Source organism: Arsukibacterium sp. UBA5043, from assembly GCA_002415085.1.
Taxonomy (GTDB): domain Bacteria; phylum Pseudomonadota; class Gammaproteobacteria; order Enterobacterales; family Alteromonadaceae; genus Alishewanella.
Window position 1 is genome coordinate 727119 of record DIBV01000017.1, and the last position, 17726, is coordinate 744844.

The 17726-nt window shown below is 49.6% G+C and carries 15 protein-coding genes and 4 tRNA genes; 15 read left to right on the plus strand and 4 right to left on the minus strand.

Going from position 1 to position 17726, the window contains the following annotated elements:
• Positions 1-11: 11 nt before the first annotated feature.
• The 5 genes from ychF to B2Q61_RS17335 all read left to right on the plus strand — a co-directional run bounded on the left by ychF (position 12) and on the right by B2Q61_RS17335 (position 1748).
• Positions 12-1103, plus strand: coding sequence for a redox-regulated ATPase YchF (gene ychF, locus B2Q61_RS17315; RefSeq protein ID WP_290618045.1), 1092 nt, complete (start codon positions 12-14; stop codon positions 1101-1103).
• Between the two features lie 230 nt (positions 1104-1333).
• Positions 1334-1410 (plus strand) — tRNA-Met (locus B2Q61_RS17320).
• An 18-nt stretch (positions 1411-1428) separates the two neighbouring features.
• A tRNA-Leu gene (locus B2Q61_RS17325) sits at positions 1429-1513 on the plus strand.
• 25 nt (positions 1514-1538) lie between these two features.
• Positions 1539-1613, plus strand: a tRNA-Gln gene (locus tag B2Q61_RS17330).
• Between the two features lie 60 nt (positions 1614-1673).
• Positions 1674-1748 (plus strand) — tRNA-Gln (locus tag B2Q61_RS17335).
• A gap of 174 nt (positions 1749-1922) precedes the next feature.
• Here B2Q61_RS17335 and B2Q61_RS17340 read toward each other — a convergent pair.
• Positions 1923-3104 carry an FAD-dependent oxidoreductase gene (locus B2Q61_RS17340; RefSeq protein ID WP_290618047.1) on the minus strand — a complete coding sequence of 394 codons (1182 nt, stop codon included), beginning with the start codon at positions 3102-3104 and terminating at the stop codon, positions 1923-1925.
• A gap of 146 nt (positions 3105-3250) precedes the next feature.
• On the opposite strand from B2Q61_RS17340, the gene B2Q61_RS17345 reads away from it, so the two are divergent.
• From B2Q61_RS17345 to ppiC, 4 genes are all read left to right on the plus strand, one after another.
• On the plus strand, positions 3251-3883 hold the full coding sequence (locus tag B2Q61_RS17345; RefSeq protein WP_290618049.1) for a peroxiredoxin-like family protein: 633 nt from the start codon (positions 3251-3253) through the stop codon (positions 3881-3883).
• A gap of 180 nt (positions 3884-4063) precedes the next feature.
• Positions 4064-4954: an N-carbamoylputrescine amidase gene (gene aguB, locus B2Q61_RS17350; RefSeq protein ID WP_349678770.1), complete on the plus strand. Its 891-nt coding sequence runs from the start codon at positions 4064-4066 to the stop codon at positions 4952-4954.
• Positions 4951-6063, plus strand: a complete 1113-nt coding sequence (aguA, locus tag B2Q61_RS17355; protein ID WP_290618053.1) for an agmatine deiminase — start codon at positions 4951-4953, stop codon at positions 6061-6063. The genes aguB and aguA overlap by 4 nt, the downstream gene beginning before the upstream one ends.
• 143 nt (positions 6064-6206) lie before the next feature.
• Positions 6207-6485: a peptidylprolyl isomerase PpiC gene (gene ppiC, locus B2Q61_RS17360; RefSeq protein WP_290618055.1), complete on the plus strand. Its 279-nt coding sequence runs from the start codon at positions 6207-6209 to the stop codon at positions 6483-6485.
• On the opposite strand, the gene B2Q61_RS17365 is transcribed toward ppiC, so the two are convergent.
• Positions 6482-7753 carry a DEAD/DEAH box helicase gene (locus B2Q61_RS17365; protein ID WP_290618057.1) on the minus strand — a complete coding sequence of 424 codons (1272 nt, stop codon included), beginning with the start codon at positions 7751-7753 and terminating at the stop codon, positions 6482-6484. The genes ppiC and B2Q61_RS17365 overlap by 4 nt on opposite strands.
• Before the next feature lie 90 nt (positions 7754-7843).
• Between B2Q61_RS17365 and B2Q61_RS17370 the strand changes: the two genes are divergently transcribed.
• The 6 genes from B2Q61_RS17370 to B2Q61_RS17395 all read left to right on the plus strand — a co-directional run bounded on the left by B2Q61_RS17370 (position 7844) and on the right by B2Q61_RS17395 (position 13544).
• Positions 7844-8104, plus strand: coding sequence for a GIY-YIG nuclease family protein (locus B2Q61_RS17370; protein WP_290618059.1), 261 nt, complete (start codon positions 7844-7846; stop codon positions 8102-8104).
• Complete coding sequence (locus B2Q61_RS17375; protein WP_290618061.1) at positions 8104-9006, plus strand: AEC family transporter; 903 nt, start codon at positions 8104-8106, stop codon at positions 9004-9006. Before B2Q61_RS17370 ends, B2Q61_RS17375 begins: the two co-directional genes overlap by 1 nt.
• Before the next feature lie 9 nt (positions 9007-9015).
• Positions 9016-10326 (plus strand): mechanosensitive ion channel family protein, encoded by a 1311-nt coding sequence (locus B2Q61_RS17380; protein WP_290618063.1) that lies wholly within the window; start codon positions 9016-9018, stop codon positions 10324-10326.
• Positions 10327-11145 (plus strand): NAD-dependent epimerase/dehydratase family protein, encoded by an 819-nt coding sequence (locus B2Q61_RS17385; protein WP_290618065.1) that lies wholly within the window; start codon positions 10327-10329, stop codon positions 11143-11145. It abuts the gene before it with no gap.
• Positions 11146-11264: 119 nt separating this feature from the next.
• Positions 11265-12608 (plus strand): DUF4397 domain-containing protein, encoded by a 1344-nt coding sequence (locus tag B2Q61_RS17390; protein ID WP_290618067.1) that lies wholly within the window; start codon positions 11265-11267, stop codon positions 12606-12608.
• A 141-nt stretch (positions 12609-12749) separates the two neighbouring features.
• The gene (locus tag B2Q61_RS17395; RefSeq protein WP_290618069.1) at positions 12750-13544 is read left to right on the plus strand and encodes a substrate-binding periplasmic protein; all 795 of its coding nucleotides are present in this window, start codon (positions 12750-12752) and stop codon (positions 13542-13544) included.
• Between the two features lie 87 nt (positions 13545-13631).
• On the opposite strand, the gene acnA is transcribed toward B2Q61_RS17395, so the two are convergent.
• Together acnA and tyrS are read right to left on the minus strand one after the other, a co-directional pair.
• Entirely contained in the window at positions 13632-16349 is a 2718-nt protein-coding gene (acnA, locus tag B2Q61_RS17400; RefSeq protein WP_290618070.1) for an aconitate hydratase AcnA, read from the minus strand.
• Positions 16350-16514: 165 nt separating this feature from the next.
• Positions 16515-17717: a tyrosine--tRNA ligase gene (gene tyrS, locus B2Q61_RS17405; RefSeq protein WP_290618073.1), complete on the minus strand. Its 1203-nt coding sequence runs from the start codon at positions 17715-17717 to the stop codon at positions 16515-16517.
• Positions 17718-17726: the final 9 nt, after the last annotated feature.

The following is a 17726-nucleotide window of genomic DNA, read 5'->3' on the forward strand; positions in this document are numbered from 1 at the left end:
GGAAAATTATTATGGGTTTCAAATGTGGTATTGTCGGCCTGCCCAACGTTGGTAAGTCTACCTTGTTTAATGCGTTGACCAAGGCAGGCATTGAAGCGGCCAACTTTCCGTTTTGTACCATAGAGCCTAATACCGGCGTAGTACCGGTGCCAGACTTACGGTTAGATAAACTGGCAGAAATCGTTAAACCGCAGCGGGTTATCCCTACCACGATGGAGTTTGTTGATATTGCCGGTCTGGTAAAAGGGGCATCCCGCGGTGAGGGCCTCGGCAATAAGTTTCTGGCCAATATTCGGGAAACAGACGCTATCGGCCATGTCGTGCGCTGCTTTGACGATGAAAACATTATTCACGTTGCCGGCAAAATAGACCCGGCTGATGATATCGACACCATTAATATGGAGCTGGTGTTGTCTGATATGGATAGCGCAGAGCGGGCTATTTTCCGGGTCAGTAAAAAAGCCAAAGGTGGCGATAAAGACGCCAAAGCTGAAATACTGGTACTGGAAAAAGTAAAAGCCCATTTAGAGCAAGGCAATACCTTACGCCAGCTTGAACTGGATAAAGACGAAAAGGCGCTGATTGCCTATATGAACTTTTTAACCATTAAGCCGACCATGTACATTGCCAACGTTACCGATGATGGCTTTGAAAACAATCCCTACTTAGATATCGTGCAAGCCATTGCCGATAAAGAAGGCGCTATTGTGGTACCGGTGTGCGCTGCCATTGAATCTGAAATTGCCGAGCTGGAAGATGATGAAAAAGCCGAGTTTATGGCTGATATGGGCCTGGAAGAGCCAGGTTTAAACCGGGTTATCCGTGGTGGCTACTCGTTACTGAGCTTGCATACTTATTTTACCGCCGGGGTAAAAGAAGTGCGGGCCTGGACCGTGGAAATTGGTGCTACCGCACCACAAGCGGCCGGTGTAATTCATACCGACTTTGAAAAAGGTTTTATCCGTGCTGAAGTGGTAGGTTACAATGATTTTGTCAGCTTTAACGGCGAAGCCGGTGCCAAAGAAGCCGGAAAATGGCGCCTGGAAGGTAAAGATTATATTGTTAAAGATGGCGATGTAATGCATTTTCGCTTTAACGTGTAATTCCGTTTTAGCACATGAACAGCCGCTGCCATTGCAGCGGCTTTTTGTTTTAAGGCGTGGCTTGCTGCTGGTTACAGACACTTATTCGCCTTGCTGCTTAATATTAGCCACCCGATTTGCGTATAAAAACAGCAAACACACCCATGCTACGCACGAAACGCAAAAAAACGGTTGACGCTAATATGTCAGATCAGCATAATACGCGCCACTTGCTTAGGACAAGTTAGCGTGGCTACATAGCTCAGCTGGTTAGAGCACAGCACTCATAATGCTGGGGTCGCAGGTTCGATTCCCGCTGTAGCCACCACTTAATTTTCCTATGTATGCGGGAATGGCGGAATTGGTAGACGCACTGGATTTAGGTTCCAGCGCCGCGAGGCGTGAGAGTTCGAGTCTCTCTTTCCGCACCATACTTAGCAAGTAAGCAGTTTCTGCAGGGGCGTAGCCAAGCGGTAAGGCAGCGGGTTTTGATCCCGCCATGCCCAGGTTCGAATCCTGGCGCCCCTGCCATTAACTCAGGCAGTTGATTTTATCTCTCCTTGTGTTTATCTGAACTGCAATCTCTATTTTAGGGGCGTAGCCAAGCGGTAAGGCAGCGGGTTTTGATCCCGCCACGCCCAGGTTCGAATCCTGGCGCCCCTGCCATATTTAGAAACCCAGCCACGGCTGGGTTTTTGCTTTGTGCTAATCCTGACTCAATCCTGCCGGTTACAACATCTTTTGTGCTCGCCACAGCAACTCACTCACGCTTCGCATTCGCTCAGACACTCTGTGGCTGCGCAAAAAGAGTTCTAACCTCCCGGTATTAGAACGTCTAAACTATTTAATCCCAACAGCATAATGAGTAACTAATTTTTTAAGCGCACCACTACGCGACGCAAGCGTCAGCGCCAGTTGGCGTAATTTACGTAGCGGAGCAATGTCATTGCCAAATAACTGATAAAAGCCATCCATGGTGCTCATCATCAGTAAATTAGCTGGTTTACGTTTACGCTGATACCCGCTTAACAGTGTCTCATTACCAATATCTTGCTGTTGCTGGTGCGCACTAATAATCAGCTCCGTCAACAGCTTTGCATCGGCAAAGCCCAGGTTTACCCCCTGCCCTGCTAACGGGTTAATGGTATGGGCAGCATCGCCCGCCAGCACTACCCTGCCCGCAAAATAACGGTTAACATCCATTCGGGCTAATGGAAACCAGCTGCTGCTTACCACCTTCACCTCTCCGAGCTGTTCAGGGAAAGCCTTTAACAGTTCCCGGGTAAGTTGTTCTGGTTTAAGCGTTGCTAAGTGTTTTACTGTAGGCGCGTTGTCATACCAGACAATATTACCCTGCTGACCAGGCAACGGTAAAAACGCCTTGGGGCCAGTTGGGGTAAATTGCTGCCAGGTGACATCCTGCTGTGGGTAGGGTGTATTTACTAACGCCACTAAACAAGCCTGCTGGTATTGCCAGCCGCTAGTACCAATACCGGCCAACTGACGCAGTTGCGAATTGCCACCATCGGCAGCAATGACTAATGCGCTCCTTAGCTGCTCGCCACTATCCAGGGTTAACAAGGCATTGTCGGACGTTTGGCTTAATGCGCTAACCGAGGCCGGACAAAACCGTGTCACCTTAGCGGTAAATTGCTGCCATAGCGCCAACTGCAGCACATTGTTTTCAACAATGTGGCCCAGGTGGCTATTTTTAACCTCGGCAGCATCAAAGGTGACAATGCTGGCCGGATGTTCAAACGCCTGCAGCCGCTGATAAGGACACAGCCGCATCTGTTGCAATAACTGCCAGGCACCCAGCTTAGTTAGCCAGGCTTCACTGGCCAGATTAATCGAAGACACCCGCAGATCCGGGGCACTGGCAGAGTCAAACTCAGCAGGCGCCTGTTTCTCAATTAACGCAACCTGCAGGCCCGCCTGGCTGAGCGAAAGCGCAATAGCCGCCCCTACCATGCCGCCGCCGACAATGCTGATATCAAATTGCTGTACCGTGTTACTACTCATTAAACCTAACCTTATCTGTGCTTAGGGTGCCTATACTACAATTTATTTCACACCAGCCTGAAAGTGAACCTTTACTGCGCCGGTCTTTGATGTTGGGCAGGTTAACCCACTACTGCCAACAACTATAATGAACTCAGGAATACTTAATGAAACGCTATCTTATCACTGCTTGTGCAACCCTGTTCAGTATCAAACTTATGGCAGCAACCGGCATTGCCCAGAGCCCAGAGCAGGTCACTCCTCTGCTAAATGGCCTGGCCATTCCTGATGTTACTCTGACTACAGCAGATAACACTAACCTGGCATTGACTACTCTGGTAAAAAAACAGCCCAGTGTCCTGGTATTTTATCGCGGTGGCTGGTGCCCCTATTGTAACGCCCAGTTGGCAGCACTGCGAAATATAGAACCGGATTTAGCAAAGCTAGGCTACCAAATCATTGCCATCACCCCCGACAGTGTCAGTTCGATTAACAACAGCTTAAATGACACCGGCGGCCAGAAATTAACTTATCAATTATTGTCAGACAGCCAGTTTAAAGCCAGCAGCGCCTTTGGTCTGGCGTATTATCTGGATGATAAGACAGCCGCCATTTATAAAGGTAAATTAGGCAGCTTAATTACGACTGAAAACGGTACTGAAAAAGTGGTATTGCCCGTGCCAGCTGTCTATATCTTAAATACAGATGGGGAGGTCGTTTTTAACTATGTACATATCAATTATAAAAGCCGTTTAGAAAGCGAGTTGCTGTTAAAAGCCGCTGAACTTGCCTTGCAATAATATCTGTTTTTTCAGGTTGTCTCACCTGTTGACAGCAGCAACAATCTTTGAGGTTGGCGTTGCTGTTTTTTTCTGACAAAAACGTTGACGAGCGCACAAAAATACGGCATTTTGCGCGCCCTGTTTGGCAAGTATTGCTACTAATGCTAGCCTGTTGGTTTAACCCTCTGCTGGAGATAACTGATGCGTAATGTAACCGTTGCTGCAACTCAAATGGTTGGCGGCTGGAATGTTGAAGAAAACATCGCCCGTGGCGAAAGACTGGTGCGTGACGCAGCGGCTAAAGGCGCCCAGATTATTCTGCTGCAAGAGCTGTTTGAACGTAACTATTTTTGCCAGAAACAAAAGCCGGATTATCTGGAATTTGCGACTACCGTTGCAGAAAATCCGGCCGTCAACCACTTTATTAAGATTGCCAGAGAACTTAACGTGGTGCTGCCCATCAGCATTTACGAGCGTGCTGGCAACTGTTTATATAACAGCGTGGTGATTATCGATGCTGACGGTTCAAACCTGGGCACGTATCGTAAAAGCCATATACCGGATGGTCCTGGCTATAATGAAAAATACTATTTCACCCCGGGCGATACCGGCTTTAAAGTATGGCAAACCCGTCATGCCAAAATTGGTGTCGGTATTTGCTGGGATCAATGGTTTCCGGAATGTGCCAGAAGCATGGCATTGCAGGGCGCTGAATTACTGTTCTACCCCACAGCAATAGGCAGTGAGCCGCATGATGCCACCATTAATTCCCGCGGTCATTGGCAGCGTACTCAGCAGGGCCATGCTGCAGCGAATTTAATGCCGCTTATTGCCTCCAACCGGATTGGTACCGAAACAGAAGCTGACTACCATATTACCTTTTATGGCAGTTCATTTATTGCCGACGCTACGGGTGAAAAAGTGCAGGAAGCGAATCAAACCGACGAAGCGGTGTTAATACACACTTTTGATCTGGATGCCGTTGCAGCCAATCGCCGCGCCTGGGGCCTGTTTCGTGACCGTCGAATCGACATTTACGATACAGTGCTAACCAAAGATGGCAAAGTAAATCCGGAGAACAGCAAGTGAGCCGTTTACTGCCAACCACACCTAAACACGATGGTTTCTCGATGCCCGCCGAATGGGCCAGGCATAAGCAAACCTGGATGGTATGGCCTGAGCGCACCGATAGCTGGCGTATGGGGGCTAAACCTGCCCAACAGGCATTTTGTGCTGTTATTACCGCTATCGCGCGCTTTGAGCCGGTAACGGTAGCGGTGTCAGCGGCGCAGTATGCTAATGCCGAAGCGCAGCTAAGCACAGCCGGCGCATTATACCCGGTTCGGGTAGTAGAAATTTCCAATAATGACGCCTGGTGCCGTGATACCGGGCCAACTTTTGTTACTAATGACGAAGGTGAAGTACGAGGTATTGACTGGACCTTTAATGCCTGGGGTGGCCTCAACGGCGGGTTATATTTCCCGTGGCATTTTGATGATCAGGTTGCCAGTAAAATTTTAGGGATAGAACAGTTACCCCGCTACCGCACAGAAGACTTTGTGCTGGAAGGCGGCGCTATTCATGTCGATGGCGAAGGCACCTTATTAACTACCGAAGAGTGTTTATTAAACGCCAACCGTAACTCTGATTTAAACCGCGAGCAAATTGAAGCAAAACTGGCAGAATATTTAGGGATCAGCAAAGTGCTGTGGTTAAAAGACGGTATTTTTAACGACGAAACCGATGGTCATGTTGATAATATGGCCTGTTTCGTCAAACCCGGTGAAGTGGTGCTGGCCTGGACAGAGGATCAGAACGACCCGCAGTATGCCCGCAGCAAAGCGGCGCTGGATTATTTAGAAGCCAGCACTGATGCCAAAGGCCGGAAGATTAAGGTCCACAAGTTACCCCTGCCCAAACCCATTATTGCTGATGCTGAAGAATACGCGACCGTAGATGTCAATCTGAACTCGGCACCGCGGGAAGCTAACGCCCGACTGGCTGGCTCTTACATCAACTTTTATTTATGTAACGGTGGCCTGATCATGCCAACTTTTGATGACCCGAATGATAAAGTTGCCGCGGATATATTACAGCAGCTGTATCCTGATCATCAGGTTGTGACCGTACCTGGCCGGGAAATTTTACTGGGTGGTGGCAATATTCACTGTATTACCCAGCAGCAACCAAGGGGTTAACTCTGCGGAAAGGGTGTAGCTGCGATTGCAACACCCGCCCCGGCTCGCCACAGCAACTCGCGAGTGTTCGCGCACTCGCTCAGACACTCTGTGTCGACCGAAACGGGGTTCCAATCTTCGCGTTTTAATCTCAAGAGAGTTTTATGTCCAAAGCCTGCGCGTTACACATTCTGGTTAAAACCCGGGAACAAGCCGAAAAGCTAAAACAGCAACTTGCCAAAGGCGCTGACTTTAGCAAACTCGCCAAACAACATTCGCTGTGTCCGTCCGGCAAAAAAGGCGGTGACTTAGGCGAGTTTCGTAAAGGCCAGATGGTAAAGGCCTTTGACGATGTCGTATTTAAACTGGCGGTGTTAGAAGTACATGGCCCGGTGAAAACCCAGTTTGGTTTTCACCTGATTAAAACCCTGTATCGGAGTTAAGCTTTACCTAGCGCTTTGGCCCGCAATTTGGCTTTTAACTTACCCTGGGCCTGACGCTTCGCCTGGCCATCATTGCGCCCGGGGCGCTGGCCCGGGGTACGGGCAACCGCTTCATTTGGTGCCTGGTAGCTGGGGTCGTGCTCATAGCCCGGTATCACTTCGGTGCTCAGTACTTGCTGAGTCAGCTTTTCAATATCCTGCAGTGCACCTAAATCTTCCGGAGTAACCAGGGTTACCGCTATGCCGCTCATGCCAGCGCGGCCAGTGCGGCCAATCCGGTGGACATAGTCTTCGGCAATTTGCGGTAAATCGTAGTTTACTACATAGGGTAGTTCGTTAATATCCAGGCCACGTGCTGCAATATCGGTAGCCACTAATACCCGAACCGAACCGGCTTTGAAATCAGCTAATGCTTTGGTGCGTGCGCCCTGGCTTTTATCGCCATGAATGGCAGCAGTTTTTAAACCGTCTTTTTGCAGTTGTTTGGCTAAGCGGTCGGCCCCGTGCTTAGTGCGAACGAAGACCAGTACCTGCGGCCAGTTGCGGGCACCAATTAAATGCGACAGCATTTCTCGTTTACGATGTTTATCTACCAGATATACCTGCTGGGTTACGCGGTCTGCTGTGGCGTTGGCCGCAGCAACCTCAACCAGTACCGGGTTATCTAACAGCTCGTCGGCCAGCTTTTTAATGTCGTTTGAATACGTCGCAGAAAATAACAGTGTTTGCCTTTTAGGCGGCAATTTGGCCATGATGCGTTTAATGTCTACCACAAAACCCATATCCAGCATCCGGTCCGCTTCGTCCAGCACCAGTACTTCCAGCTGGCTTAAATCGATGGTTTGCTGGTGCAAATGGTCAATCAGCCGGCCCGGTGTCGCCACCAGAATATCCAGCCCTTGTTCAGCATCATCGTATTGGGGCCGGATTGACACGCCACCGTAAAATACCGCACTGCGGCAAGCAACATGGCGACTATAGGTCAGCACGCTTTCATGTACCTGCTGCGCCAGTTCGCGGGTGGGCGTCAGTACTAAAACTCTGACCTGACCCGCAGTTAACACCATAGGTGCATTGAGCAAGTGCTGCAGCAGTGGTAAAGTAAAAGCAGCAGTTTTACCAGTACCCGTTTGTGCGCCGGCCAACAGGTCTTTACCGGAGCGGATAAGCGGAATGCTGCGTTGTTGTACTGGTGTGGCTTCGGTATAGCCCTGCTCGGTTAATACCCGTAAAATAGGCTCTGCCAGCCCTAAAGATTGAAACGACATTGGTTATCCTGACTGCGCCCACGCCAAAATGGCCATGGCTAATTAAAGCGCGATTATAACAGATGCGCCAATAACAAGATATTCAGCCCCATGACAACAGCACCCTGGTTTCTTTATATGGTACGAACCGCTACAGGCCACTTGTATACCGGCATTAGTACCGACCCTGCCCGGCGCTTACGCCAGCATAACGGCGAACTGACTGGCGGTGCCAAAGCCCTGCGCGGTAAAGGACCACTGCAGCTGGTTTATCAGCAGCCAATGACAAACCGGGCTGAGGCCAGTAAGGCTGAATACCAGTTTAAACAACTTAGTAGAGCTGCAAAAGAGCAGCGGATAAGCGAGCAGTAATGGATAATTTTTACCTGGTACTGGCCTATCTGGTTATTGGCTTTATCTTACGCCGGCTGCCGGCAATGCCGGAAAATAGCGGTATTGTCCTGAATATCTACGTTTTATATGTGGCATTGCCGGCGCTTATTCTGAAAAACGTGCCATTGTTGCAGTTTTCGGCAGAACTCCTGATCCCGGCGCTAACGCCCTGGTTGTTGCTGTGCGCCGTGGTGGCGGCCGTACTGGCGCTAAGCAAACTATTTAACTGGACCCGCGAAGTTACCGGAGCCTTGTTAATTGTGTTGCCGCTGGGCAACACCTCATTTTTAGGCTTTCCGATGACCCAGGCCCTGTTTGGCAGCAGCGCCATGCCTTATGCCGTGGTGTATGATCAGGTAGGCTCTTTTATTGCTCTGGCGACCTACGTCACTATCATAGCGGCTATTTACAGCCCGCAAGTCAGTAAGCCCACAGCAAAAAGCATTGCCATTAAAATTATCTCATTTCCGTCTTTTATCGCGTTGGTCGCGGGCTTGCTGTTGGCTGATGTCAGCCTGCCGCCTCTGGCGGGAGCCTTAATTAATAACCTGGCGGCAACATTAGTACCGGTTGTAATGATTGCCGTCGGATTTCAGTTAAGCTTCCGCTTTAGCAAGAGCGAAATCTCGCCCTTAATCTCGGCCTTAGCCATCAAGTTACTCATGATGCCACTGTTAGCCTGGGCTATCTGGCGCAGTATGGGTCAAAGCGGGCTGGCGGTAGACATCAGTATTTTTCAGGCGGCGATGCCGCCCATGATCTCGGCTGGAGCCATTGCTATTATGGCAGGCCTGGCACCGCGTTTAGTCAGCGGCATTGTTGGTTTTGGTATTTTAATCGGGTTGGTAAGTTTGCCCGTAGTTTTTTGGTTATTGCGTTAAAGGATGATAATGGAAAAGTTTAACGAAATAGGACGGTCTCTGCTGACCAGCGTGCAACAATTTGAGTTTTGGTGGCAGCTGCTGGCATTAGCCTCAGCATTATTGCTGGCTTCACTGGCTAACCAGCGTTTACAGGCATTGTTAGAAAAACAACATACGCTGGATACCGGCTTGCGTCATTTAGCCGTGCGCAGCCTGCAACGCCTATTGTGGCCGCTGACGGCGCTGGCGGTCTTGGTGCCCGCCAAAATTATCTTTGAAATGAATGCCCTGCCGGTGCAGATTCTCGAAGTTGCCGTACCCGTGTTACTGGCATTGGCGGTTATCCGCTTAGTCGTGTATATCCTGCGCAAAGCTTTTAATGTCAGTCCGCTATTAAAGTCTTCAGAGAGCTTACTAACCTGGATTATCTGGTTTGGTGTAGTGTTGCATCTGGCCGGTTGGCTACCCGGATTACTTAAGGTACTCGAAGGGCTCGCCATGACAGTCGGCGAAACCCGTATTTCAGTGCTGGCAGTACTGAAACTGATTCTGATGGTGGCGCTGGCATTTACGCTTGCGATCTGGCTGGCCGAATTTATTACTCAGCGGGTGCAACGTTCTACCCATATCAGCCCAAGTATGCAGGTCGGCTTTGCCAAATTCAGTAAGTTCTTACTGATCACCATCGCGTTTCTGGTGGCGCTCAATGCCGTGGGTATTAACCTGAGTTCACTGGCCGTGTTTGGTGGTGCGCTGGGTGTGGGCCTTGGCTTTGGTTTGCAACGTATCGCTTCCAATTTCATCAGTGGTTTTATTCTGGTATTTGACCGTTCCATTAAGCCAGGTGACATTATTACGGTAGGTGATAAGTTTGGCTGGGTTGAACAATTAAATGCCCGATACGTGGTGGTGCGTAACCGTGAAGGGGTAGACACTTTGATCCCGAACGAAAACCTGATCACCTCAGAAGTGATTAACTGGAGTTATGCCGATACTAATGTGCGTCTGAGCATTAAAGTACAAATAAGTTATGATGATGATCCTGAGCAGGCATTAGCCCTAATGCTTGAATGTGCCAAAGTGTCCCCCAGGATCCTGAATACCCCCACCCCAACCGTGCGGCTAATGGAGTTTGCCGATAGCGGCATCGCATTAGAATTACGAGTTTGGATCACAGACATGGAAAAAGGCACGGCGGAAGTTCGTTCTGATATTAATCTGGCAATCTGGCGGGCATTTAAACAAAACAAAATTACCATTCCATATCCCCAGCGCGATTTACATATCAAATCAGGTTGGCCCCTACCTCCCACTGTGCAAGCTGAAGGTACAGAGTAAATGCCAGAACTATTACTGATTGGTTTGGGGGATTTAGGCACGCTTATTGCCGCAGAGGCGCTGAAACAAGGTATGGCGGTGCAAGCGATGCGTCGTAAAGCACAGGGCCTGTCCGGTGTCAGCATGGTGCGGCATGATGCGGCTACAACCTGGCCCGTCATTGCCGGTAGGGTCACTGATTTGGTGTTATGTGTTGCACCGGACAACTCTGGCGAGAGTGCCTATCAGCAAGCTTATATCGCGATCGCAAAGCAAGCACTATGCTGGCTCAGGCAACAATCGCAGCCTGCCCATGTTTGGCTCGTTTCTTCTACCAGCGTGTATGGTCAGCAACACGGCGAATGGGTTACGGAGCAAAGCCCGCGTTTACCAGCACGCAGCACAGCAAAAATCCTGGTAGCAGCTGAAGATCTATGGCTGCAAAGTGGTTTTTGCTGCACGATGCTGCGCCCGGCAGGCTTATACGGGCCTGGCAGGGAGATGATGCTGCGCCAGGCAAAGTCAGGCCAGCAAATTGTCGAATCCCGGCCGGTATACACCAACCGGATTGAAATCTCCGACTGCGCCCGGGCAGTTATTCATTTGATTGACCGCCGTCATCAGGGTTTCAGCCCCGAAGTGGCTTATAATCTTACTGATTTGCATCCGGCTCGCTACTGCGAAGTAATTCAGTTTCTGCAACAACAACTTGCTATTGCACCAGGCACCGAGCAGCACGTCACAAGAGGCAGCAAAAGAGTCAGCGCTGAACGGTTGCAACAAAGCGGTTTCTGTTGGCAATACCCCGATTATAAAACCGGCTACCAGGCCATGTTGTAAGGGTTTACTGTGAACTGTAATTAAGCGTAACCAACTGTTTGCATTGGTAAAACAGCGTAGCTATCCTGCCTGTTATTCCTTAGGCTGTGCCGGTTTAACTCACCAGCATGGAACCCGATATGAAAATAACCTTCTCGACCCAATCCTTATCACTACGCGCAATACTGACCCGAACCCTGATCCTTAGCACAATGCTAGGCCTGAGCGCGTGTGGCGGCAGCGACGATCAGCCGGAACAAAGCAAAAGCTATATCCAGTTTTACAACGCTGCGGCTACCAGCGCCAACCCCGAAGTTCGACTGGATGATGCCAGCATCAGCAGCGCCCGCTTTGCCAACGCCACAAACGTCATTGCAGTAGACAGCGCCAGTTATACCCTGGACTTTCAGGAAACGGGAGCCAGTAGTCCGCTGCTTTCTGCAGAATTCAACCTGACAGAGGATCAGAAGCATTTACTTATCCTAACCGAGCGCGAGCAACAATTTGATTATCTGAGCCTTAGTTTTGCCCGTGAAAAAAACCTGGAAGATGAATTTGATCTGTACCTGAGTAATTTAGCAGTAAGCCAGCCGGCACTCGATGTGTATCTAAGTGCGGCTACAGAGACCTTCGCTGACGCTGATTTACTTGACAGCTTAGCGCTGCACGAACTGAGCAGTGATGCCAGTCGCAAGGCTACCGGCAAGTATAATCTGTACCTGACAGTACCAGGTGGCAATCAGCCGTTGTTCGTCGCTGAGAATCTCGATTTCGCTTATGAAAGTACTTATGTTCTGGTGATCCGTGAGCAATATGGTCCCATAGCCAACCAACTTGCCATCGATGTCATTTTAAACTCCAGTAGCGTTGCCCGCTATACACACCACGATGCTCAGTCGCAGTTCCGGTTATACAATAGCTTGCCTCAATCGGTACAGGTGGCATTAGACAACAGTAATGTTGCCAACCTGCCTTCAGGTAGCCTCGGCAGTTACCATGCCTTGCAAAAAGGTGATTACAGCCTGTCGGTGCGTGACACTGAAGGCCAGTTGTTGCTTAATAGTGCTTTGCTCAGTGCTATTGCAGGCGAAAGCCAGCTGGTGCTGTTGTATCAGAACGAAAACGATGTTCTGGAAGCGTTGGCGGTTAAAGAAAGTGATAAACCGCAAATTCAAGCAAACGATATCATCGTCAGTAACCTGGTATCCGATTTTAGCCGGCTGCAATTCTATTTTATCCGCCAGGATGAAACCATCGCCACCGCCAGACACCATATTAAAAATCTGGAATTTAAAAAACAGCAAACGCTCAATTTACCAAAAGACTATTACGCTATCGCGTTGGTGCATGTCGCTGACAATGGCAGCACCACCTTACTGGACAAAACCGACAGTATGATGTTACAGCCTGGCGAGCGCTATTTGCTCAGCGCTCAGCAAGATAACAACGCCCCATCTGGCTACCGTCTGCATCTGACTTTCTAAAAAAATAACCAGCTCAGCCCCGGCATTTTCCGGGGTTGCATCACTATATAGCTGACAAAATTTATTTTTTGGTTAATACTTAGTCATTTTTCGAATCGATATTAAATCAGGTACAGGCTCACTCGGGGTTTGTAGGTATGTATGACCGTAGTAAAAGCGACTATAGTAAAACCCGCTACCGTTAGACTGGTAGTACAATATTTTTCACTGTTCAGCATGTTGATGGCAGCCACAGCACTTTCGGCTAAGGTTCAGCCGCCGCTGGTGCGAGGTGGCGTGGTCCAATCTTTTCCGGGGATCACGGTGATCGACGGTAACATAGAACCAGAGCCAGCGTATGGTCATGCTGAAATTATCAGCTGTATTGAGTCAGCGCTGAGCGTCAATATTGAATGGCAAAATTTGCCCACCGATCGCTTGCTAAAACTAACCCGGGAAAATGAACTGGATCTGATTTATCCGATGGGCTTTACCGCTGAGCGTGACAGCTATCTGCAATCCAGCGTCTGGTTAAGCAAGGATGATGATTACTTTGTGTTTAAAGCAGGCGCAGTGACAGAAGAATCATTGCAGCAAGCGCAGGCAAAAAACCGGACCATTGGCGTTAAACGTGGTTCGCCCCAGTTACACTACCTGCAAAGTCATAACTACCTGCACATTCATCAGGTTTATGACTATCAGCAATTGTTGCCTTTGTTGCAAAAAGATCGGGTAGAGTTGCTGGCCGTCCCGCAACCGCTGGCAGAGCAGCTTCAGGCTGAAATGGAAGCTGATCCGAACAAGCATAATTTACAACTTTACAACTACTATACCCGCGACGCCGGTTTTTATTTGTCGCCCGACTTTGCTGATGCCCACTTGCAGCGGGTCAATAGTGCGGTTATTGAGTGCCGCCAGCATGTAAAAACCTCTACCGCCATTAAACGAAAAAGCTGACATTACGTCAGCTTTTTTTTAAATGGCGCGTCGTAAGTACAAGGCGTTAACTCAAGCAAAAACCATTTATACCCATTTACACCATGCTTATGCTGTGCCAATCATCCGGCGTAACACATAATGTAAAATACCGCCATGCTGGTAATACGCCAACTCGTTACCGGTATCAATCCGACACAGCATGTCAATTTTTTGCTGGTCTCCATCCGGGTACGTAATTAACACACTGACTTTTTGCTTTGGCTTTAAATTATTCAAGCCGCTGATACTAAAGGTTTCCGCACCTGTCAGTTGCAAATGTTTGCGATCAACGCCGGCCAGGAACTGCAATGGCAATACGCCCATTCCAATCAGGTTAGAGCGATGGATCCGCTCATAGGATTCAGCAAGAACGGCCCTGACGCCCAGTAGCAGCGTGCCTTTAGCAGCCCAATCCCGTGATGACCCGGTGCCGTATTCCTTTCCTGCAACCACCACTAACGGCGTTTTCTGCTGGCGATAACGCTCTGCCGCATCATAGATATCCATTTGTTCGGCCGATGGCTGATGTAACGTCACGCCACCTTCTGTGTCAGGTACCATTTCGTTACGAATTCTGACATTGGCAAAGGTACCGCGCACCATCACCTCGTGGTTACCGCGCCGCGAACCGTAAGAGTTAAAATCGGCTTTGTTAATGCCAAGCTCTTTCAGATAACGTCCGGCCGGGCTGCTTTCTTTAATGCTGCCTGCCGGCGAAATATGGTCTGTTGTTACCGAATCCCCCAATAATGCCAGTACCCGTGCTTCGCTGATGTCTTTTACCGGATCTGGCTCGCGGCCCATACCCTGAAAAAAACTGGGCTGGCGAATATAACTCGATTCCGGCCAGGTATAGGTTTTATCCTTAGGCACCTCAATATTCTGCCAGGTCTCATCGCCGCTGAACACATCCGCATATTCGCTTTTAAACATGCTGCTTTGTACTTTGGCGACTTCATCAGCGATCTGCTGATTATCCGGCCAGATATCCTGAAGATAAACCGGATTACCGTCTTTATCTTCTCCAATAGCCTCTTTGCTTAAATCAATGTTAACTGTGCCTGCCAGGGCAAACGCCACAACTAACGGCGGTGATGCCAGCCAGTTTGATTGCACCAACGGATGGATCCGGCCTTCAAAATTACGATTGCCGGACAGCACTGCTGACACATTTAAATTATTTTCACTGATCGCTTGTTCCAGCTGTTTTGCCAGCGGCCCGGAGTTGCCAATACAGGTGGTACAGCCGTAGCCGACCAGGTGAAAACCCAAATTCTCCAGCGGTTCCATCAGCCCGGCTTTTTCCAGATAACGGGTGACCACTTTAGAGCCGGGCGCCAGCGAGCTTTTCACCCAGGGCTTACGTTTCAGACCTTTTGCCAGAGCATTTTTAGCAAGTAAACCTGCTGCCATCAACACACTGGGATTGGACGTATTGGTACAAGAGGTAATCGCAGCAATCACCACCGCATGATGATCAAGTTTAATTCGCTGACCATCCAGTTCAACGTGGTCATCATTATCTTCCGGCTGCGGCTGACCACCGCCCTCTTCAACCATTTTTGCTTCACGCTCATTTGCGGCTTTAAGCTGCAGTGCCAATACATCGTCACAATGTTGTTTCAGCTCACCCAGGCTGACTTTGTCCTGCGGCCGTTTTGGTCCTGCCAGTGAGGGGACGACTTTTGCCAGATCAAGATGTAACACATCGGTGTAAGTGGCTTTATGGCCGGGCTTACGCCATAAACCCTGCGCCTGACAATAGGCTTTTACTCTGGCGATAACCTTGTCATCCCGCCCCGTCAACGCCATATAATCAAGGGTTATCTGGTCTACCGGAAAAAAGCCGCAGGTTGCGCCATATTCTGGCGCCATGTTAGCGATTGTGGCCCGATCGGCCAGGCTAAGATAATCCAGACCATCGCCGAAGAACTCGACAAATTTACCAACAACACCGTGTTTACGCAGCAGCTCGGTAACCGTTAGTACTAAGTCAGTTGCCGTGATACCCGCCGCGAGCTTACCGGTGAATTCCAACCCCACTACTTCAGGAATGAGCATCGATACTGGCTGCCCCAGCATCGCGGCTTCGGCTTCAATCCCCCCCACACCCCAACCTAAAACACCCAAGGCGTTAATCATGGTGGTGTGTGAGTCGGTGCCCACCAGGGTATCCGGATAGGCTTGGGTGCCCTGCTCGGTTTCTTTCGCCCAGACACTCTGGCCCAGGTACTCCAGATTTACCTGATGACAAATACCGGTGCCTGGCGGCACCACTTTAAAGTTGGCAAAGGCCTGCTGACCCCAGCGTAGAAAGGTGTAGCGTTCAAAGTTACGCTCCATCTCAATCGCCACGTTCTGTTCGAATGCGTTATCTGTTGCGAAATGATCGACCATAACGGAATGGTCTATTACCAAATCCACCGGAGACAACGGATTAATTTTCTGCGGATCTTCACCGAGCTCGGCCACCGCCGCCCTCATTGCAGCCAAATCGACCACCGCCGGTACCCCGGTAAAATCCTGCATCAATACCCGGGCGGGGCGAAACGCAATTTCCCGGTCAGCATGGCCGTGTTTCTGCCAGTCGACCAGCGCCTGAATATCTTGCTCAGTTACGGTGTCCTCATCCGTATTGCGCAGCAGGTTCTCCAGCAGCACTTTTAAACAAAAAGGCAAACGGTCAACCGTACCATGCCGGGTAGCAGCTTTGGTCAAGCTGAAGATCTGATACTCCTGTTCAGCAACTTTCAGCACATCGGCGTAGGGATTACTCTGGCTCATAACATTCCTCGGTTATTGCGTCTTCATCAAGTGTAGTGCATCGGGGCGCAGATGCGAAAAAGCAAGGTAAATCCGTCGGAAATTTCACTTGGCAACTGGCAATAAAAAGGCCGCACTATGGCGGCCTGTTGAGTCACTAATAATTGCTGCCTTAGCAAAACGACACTAACTCAGGGTTACTTTGGCAAACTTACGTTTTCCTACCTGATAGATCGCGGTACTGCCTTTTGTCACTTCAAGCCGGGTATCGTCAATCCGGGTATCGCCATTCAATTTCACTGCACCTTGCTTAATCATTCGCAGCGCCTCTGACGTGCTTGCTACTAAGCCGGCCTCTTTTAGCAGGTTAGCGATGGGCATGGTTTGCCCTTCACCACTGACAACACGCTCAGGAATATCGTCCGGCAAGGCGTTTTTACTAAAGCGCTGAATAAAATCCTGATGGGCGGCTTCAGCTGCAGGTTCATCATGAAACCTTGCAATAATTTCTTTTGCCAGGCTGATTTTAATGTCACGTGGGTTAGCCCCCTGAGCCATTTGCTGCTTTAGCTCTGCAATTTCCGGCAACGGCCGGAAACTGAGTAAGTCGTAATAGCGCCACATCAGCTCGTCTGAAACTGACATAATCTTGCCGAACATTTCTGTGGGCGTATCCGTGATCCCAACATAGTTACCTAGCGACTTAGACATTTTCTGCACGCCGTCTAACCCTTCAAGTAACGGCACCATCATGACAGTCTGTGGCCGCTGGCCCTCATCTTTTTGCAATTCACGGCCCATCAGTAAATTAAAACGCTGATCGGTACCGCCCATTTCAATGTCTGCTTCTAACGCAACCGAATCCCATCCCTGTACCAGAGGATACAGAAACTCATGGATAGCAATAGACTGATTATTCGCGAAGCGCTTTTTAAAATCGTCCCGCTCCAGCATCCGGGCAACGGTTTGGCGTGAGGCCAGTTTAATCATGCCCGCGGCGCCCAGCTCGCCCATCCACTGTGAGTTGAAGGCTACCCGGGTCTTCGCCGGATCCAGTATTTTAAATACCTGCTCTTTATACGTTTCCGCATTGGCCAGCACATCTTCCCGGCTCAGCGGTTTGCGGGTGACGTTTTTGCCACTGGGATCACCGATCATGCCGGTAAAATCGCCAATCAGAAAAATAACCTCATGCCCTAGCTGCTGAAAGGTACGTAATTTATTAATCAGTACAGTATGGCCTAAATGCAAATCAGGTGCGGTAGGATCAAAGCCAGCCTTTACCTTAAGCGGCTTGCCTGTTTTTAACTTGGCAATAAGCTCCTCTTCCAGCAAGATTTCCTCGCAGCCGCGTTTTAATTCAGCTAACGCCTGTGCCCAATCGGCCATTTTAAACTC

Bases quoted from the DNA above. Each gene is read 5' to 3' on its own strand.
- B2Q61_RS17340 (WP_290618047.1), bottom strand. From the start codon at position 3,104: ATGAGTAGTAACACGGTACAGCAATTTGATATCAGCATTGTCGGCGGC.
- B2Q61_RS17365 (WP_290618057.1), bottom strand. From the start codon at position 7,753: ATGTCGTTTCAATCTTTAGGGCTGGCAGAGCCTATTTTACGGGTATTA.
- B2Q61_RS17370 (WP_290618059.1), top strand. From the start codon at position 7,844: ATGACAACAGCACCCTGGTTTCTTTATATGGTACGAACCGCTACAGGC.
- B2Q61_RS17390 (WP_290618067.1), top strand. From the start codon at position 11,265: ATGAAAATAACCTTCTCGACCCAATCCTTATCACTACGCGCAATACTG.
- ychF (WP_290618045.1), top strand. From the start codon at position 12: ATGGGTTTCAAATGTGGTATTGTCGGCCTGCCCAACGTTGGTAAGTCT.
- B2Q61_RS17375 (WP_290618061.1), top strand. From the start codon at position 8,104: ATGGATAATTTTTACCTGGTACTGGCCTATCTGGTTATTGGCTTTATC.
- B2Q61_RS17395 (WP_290618069.1), top strand. From the start codon at position 12,750: ATGACCGTAGTAAAAGCGACTATAGTAAAACCCGCTACCGTTAGACTG.
- acnA (WP_290618070.1), bottom strand. From the start codon at position 16,349: ATGAGCCAGAGTAATCCCTACGCCGATGTGCTGAAAGTTGCTGAACAG.
- B2Q61_RS17385 (WP_290618065.1), top strand. From the start codon at position 10,327: ATGCCAGAACTATTACTGATTGGTTTGGGGGATTTAGGCACGCTTATT.
- B2Q61_RS17345 (WP_290618049.1), top strand. From the start codon at position 3,251: ATGAAACGCTATCTTATCACTGCTTGTGCAACCCTGTTCAGTATCAAA.
- tyrS (WP_290618073.1), bottom strand. From the start codon at position 17,717: ATGGCCGATTGGGCACAGGCGTTAGCTGAATTAAAACGCGGCTGCGAG.
- B2Q61_RS17380 (WP_290618063.1), top strand. From the start codon at position 9,016: ATGGAAAAGTTTAACGAAATAGGACGGTCTCTGCTGACCAGCGTGCAA.
- ppiC (WP_290618055.1), top strand. From the start codon at position 6,207: ATGTCCAAAGCCTGCGCGTTACACATTCTGGTTAAAACCCGGGAACAA.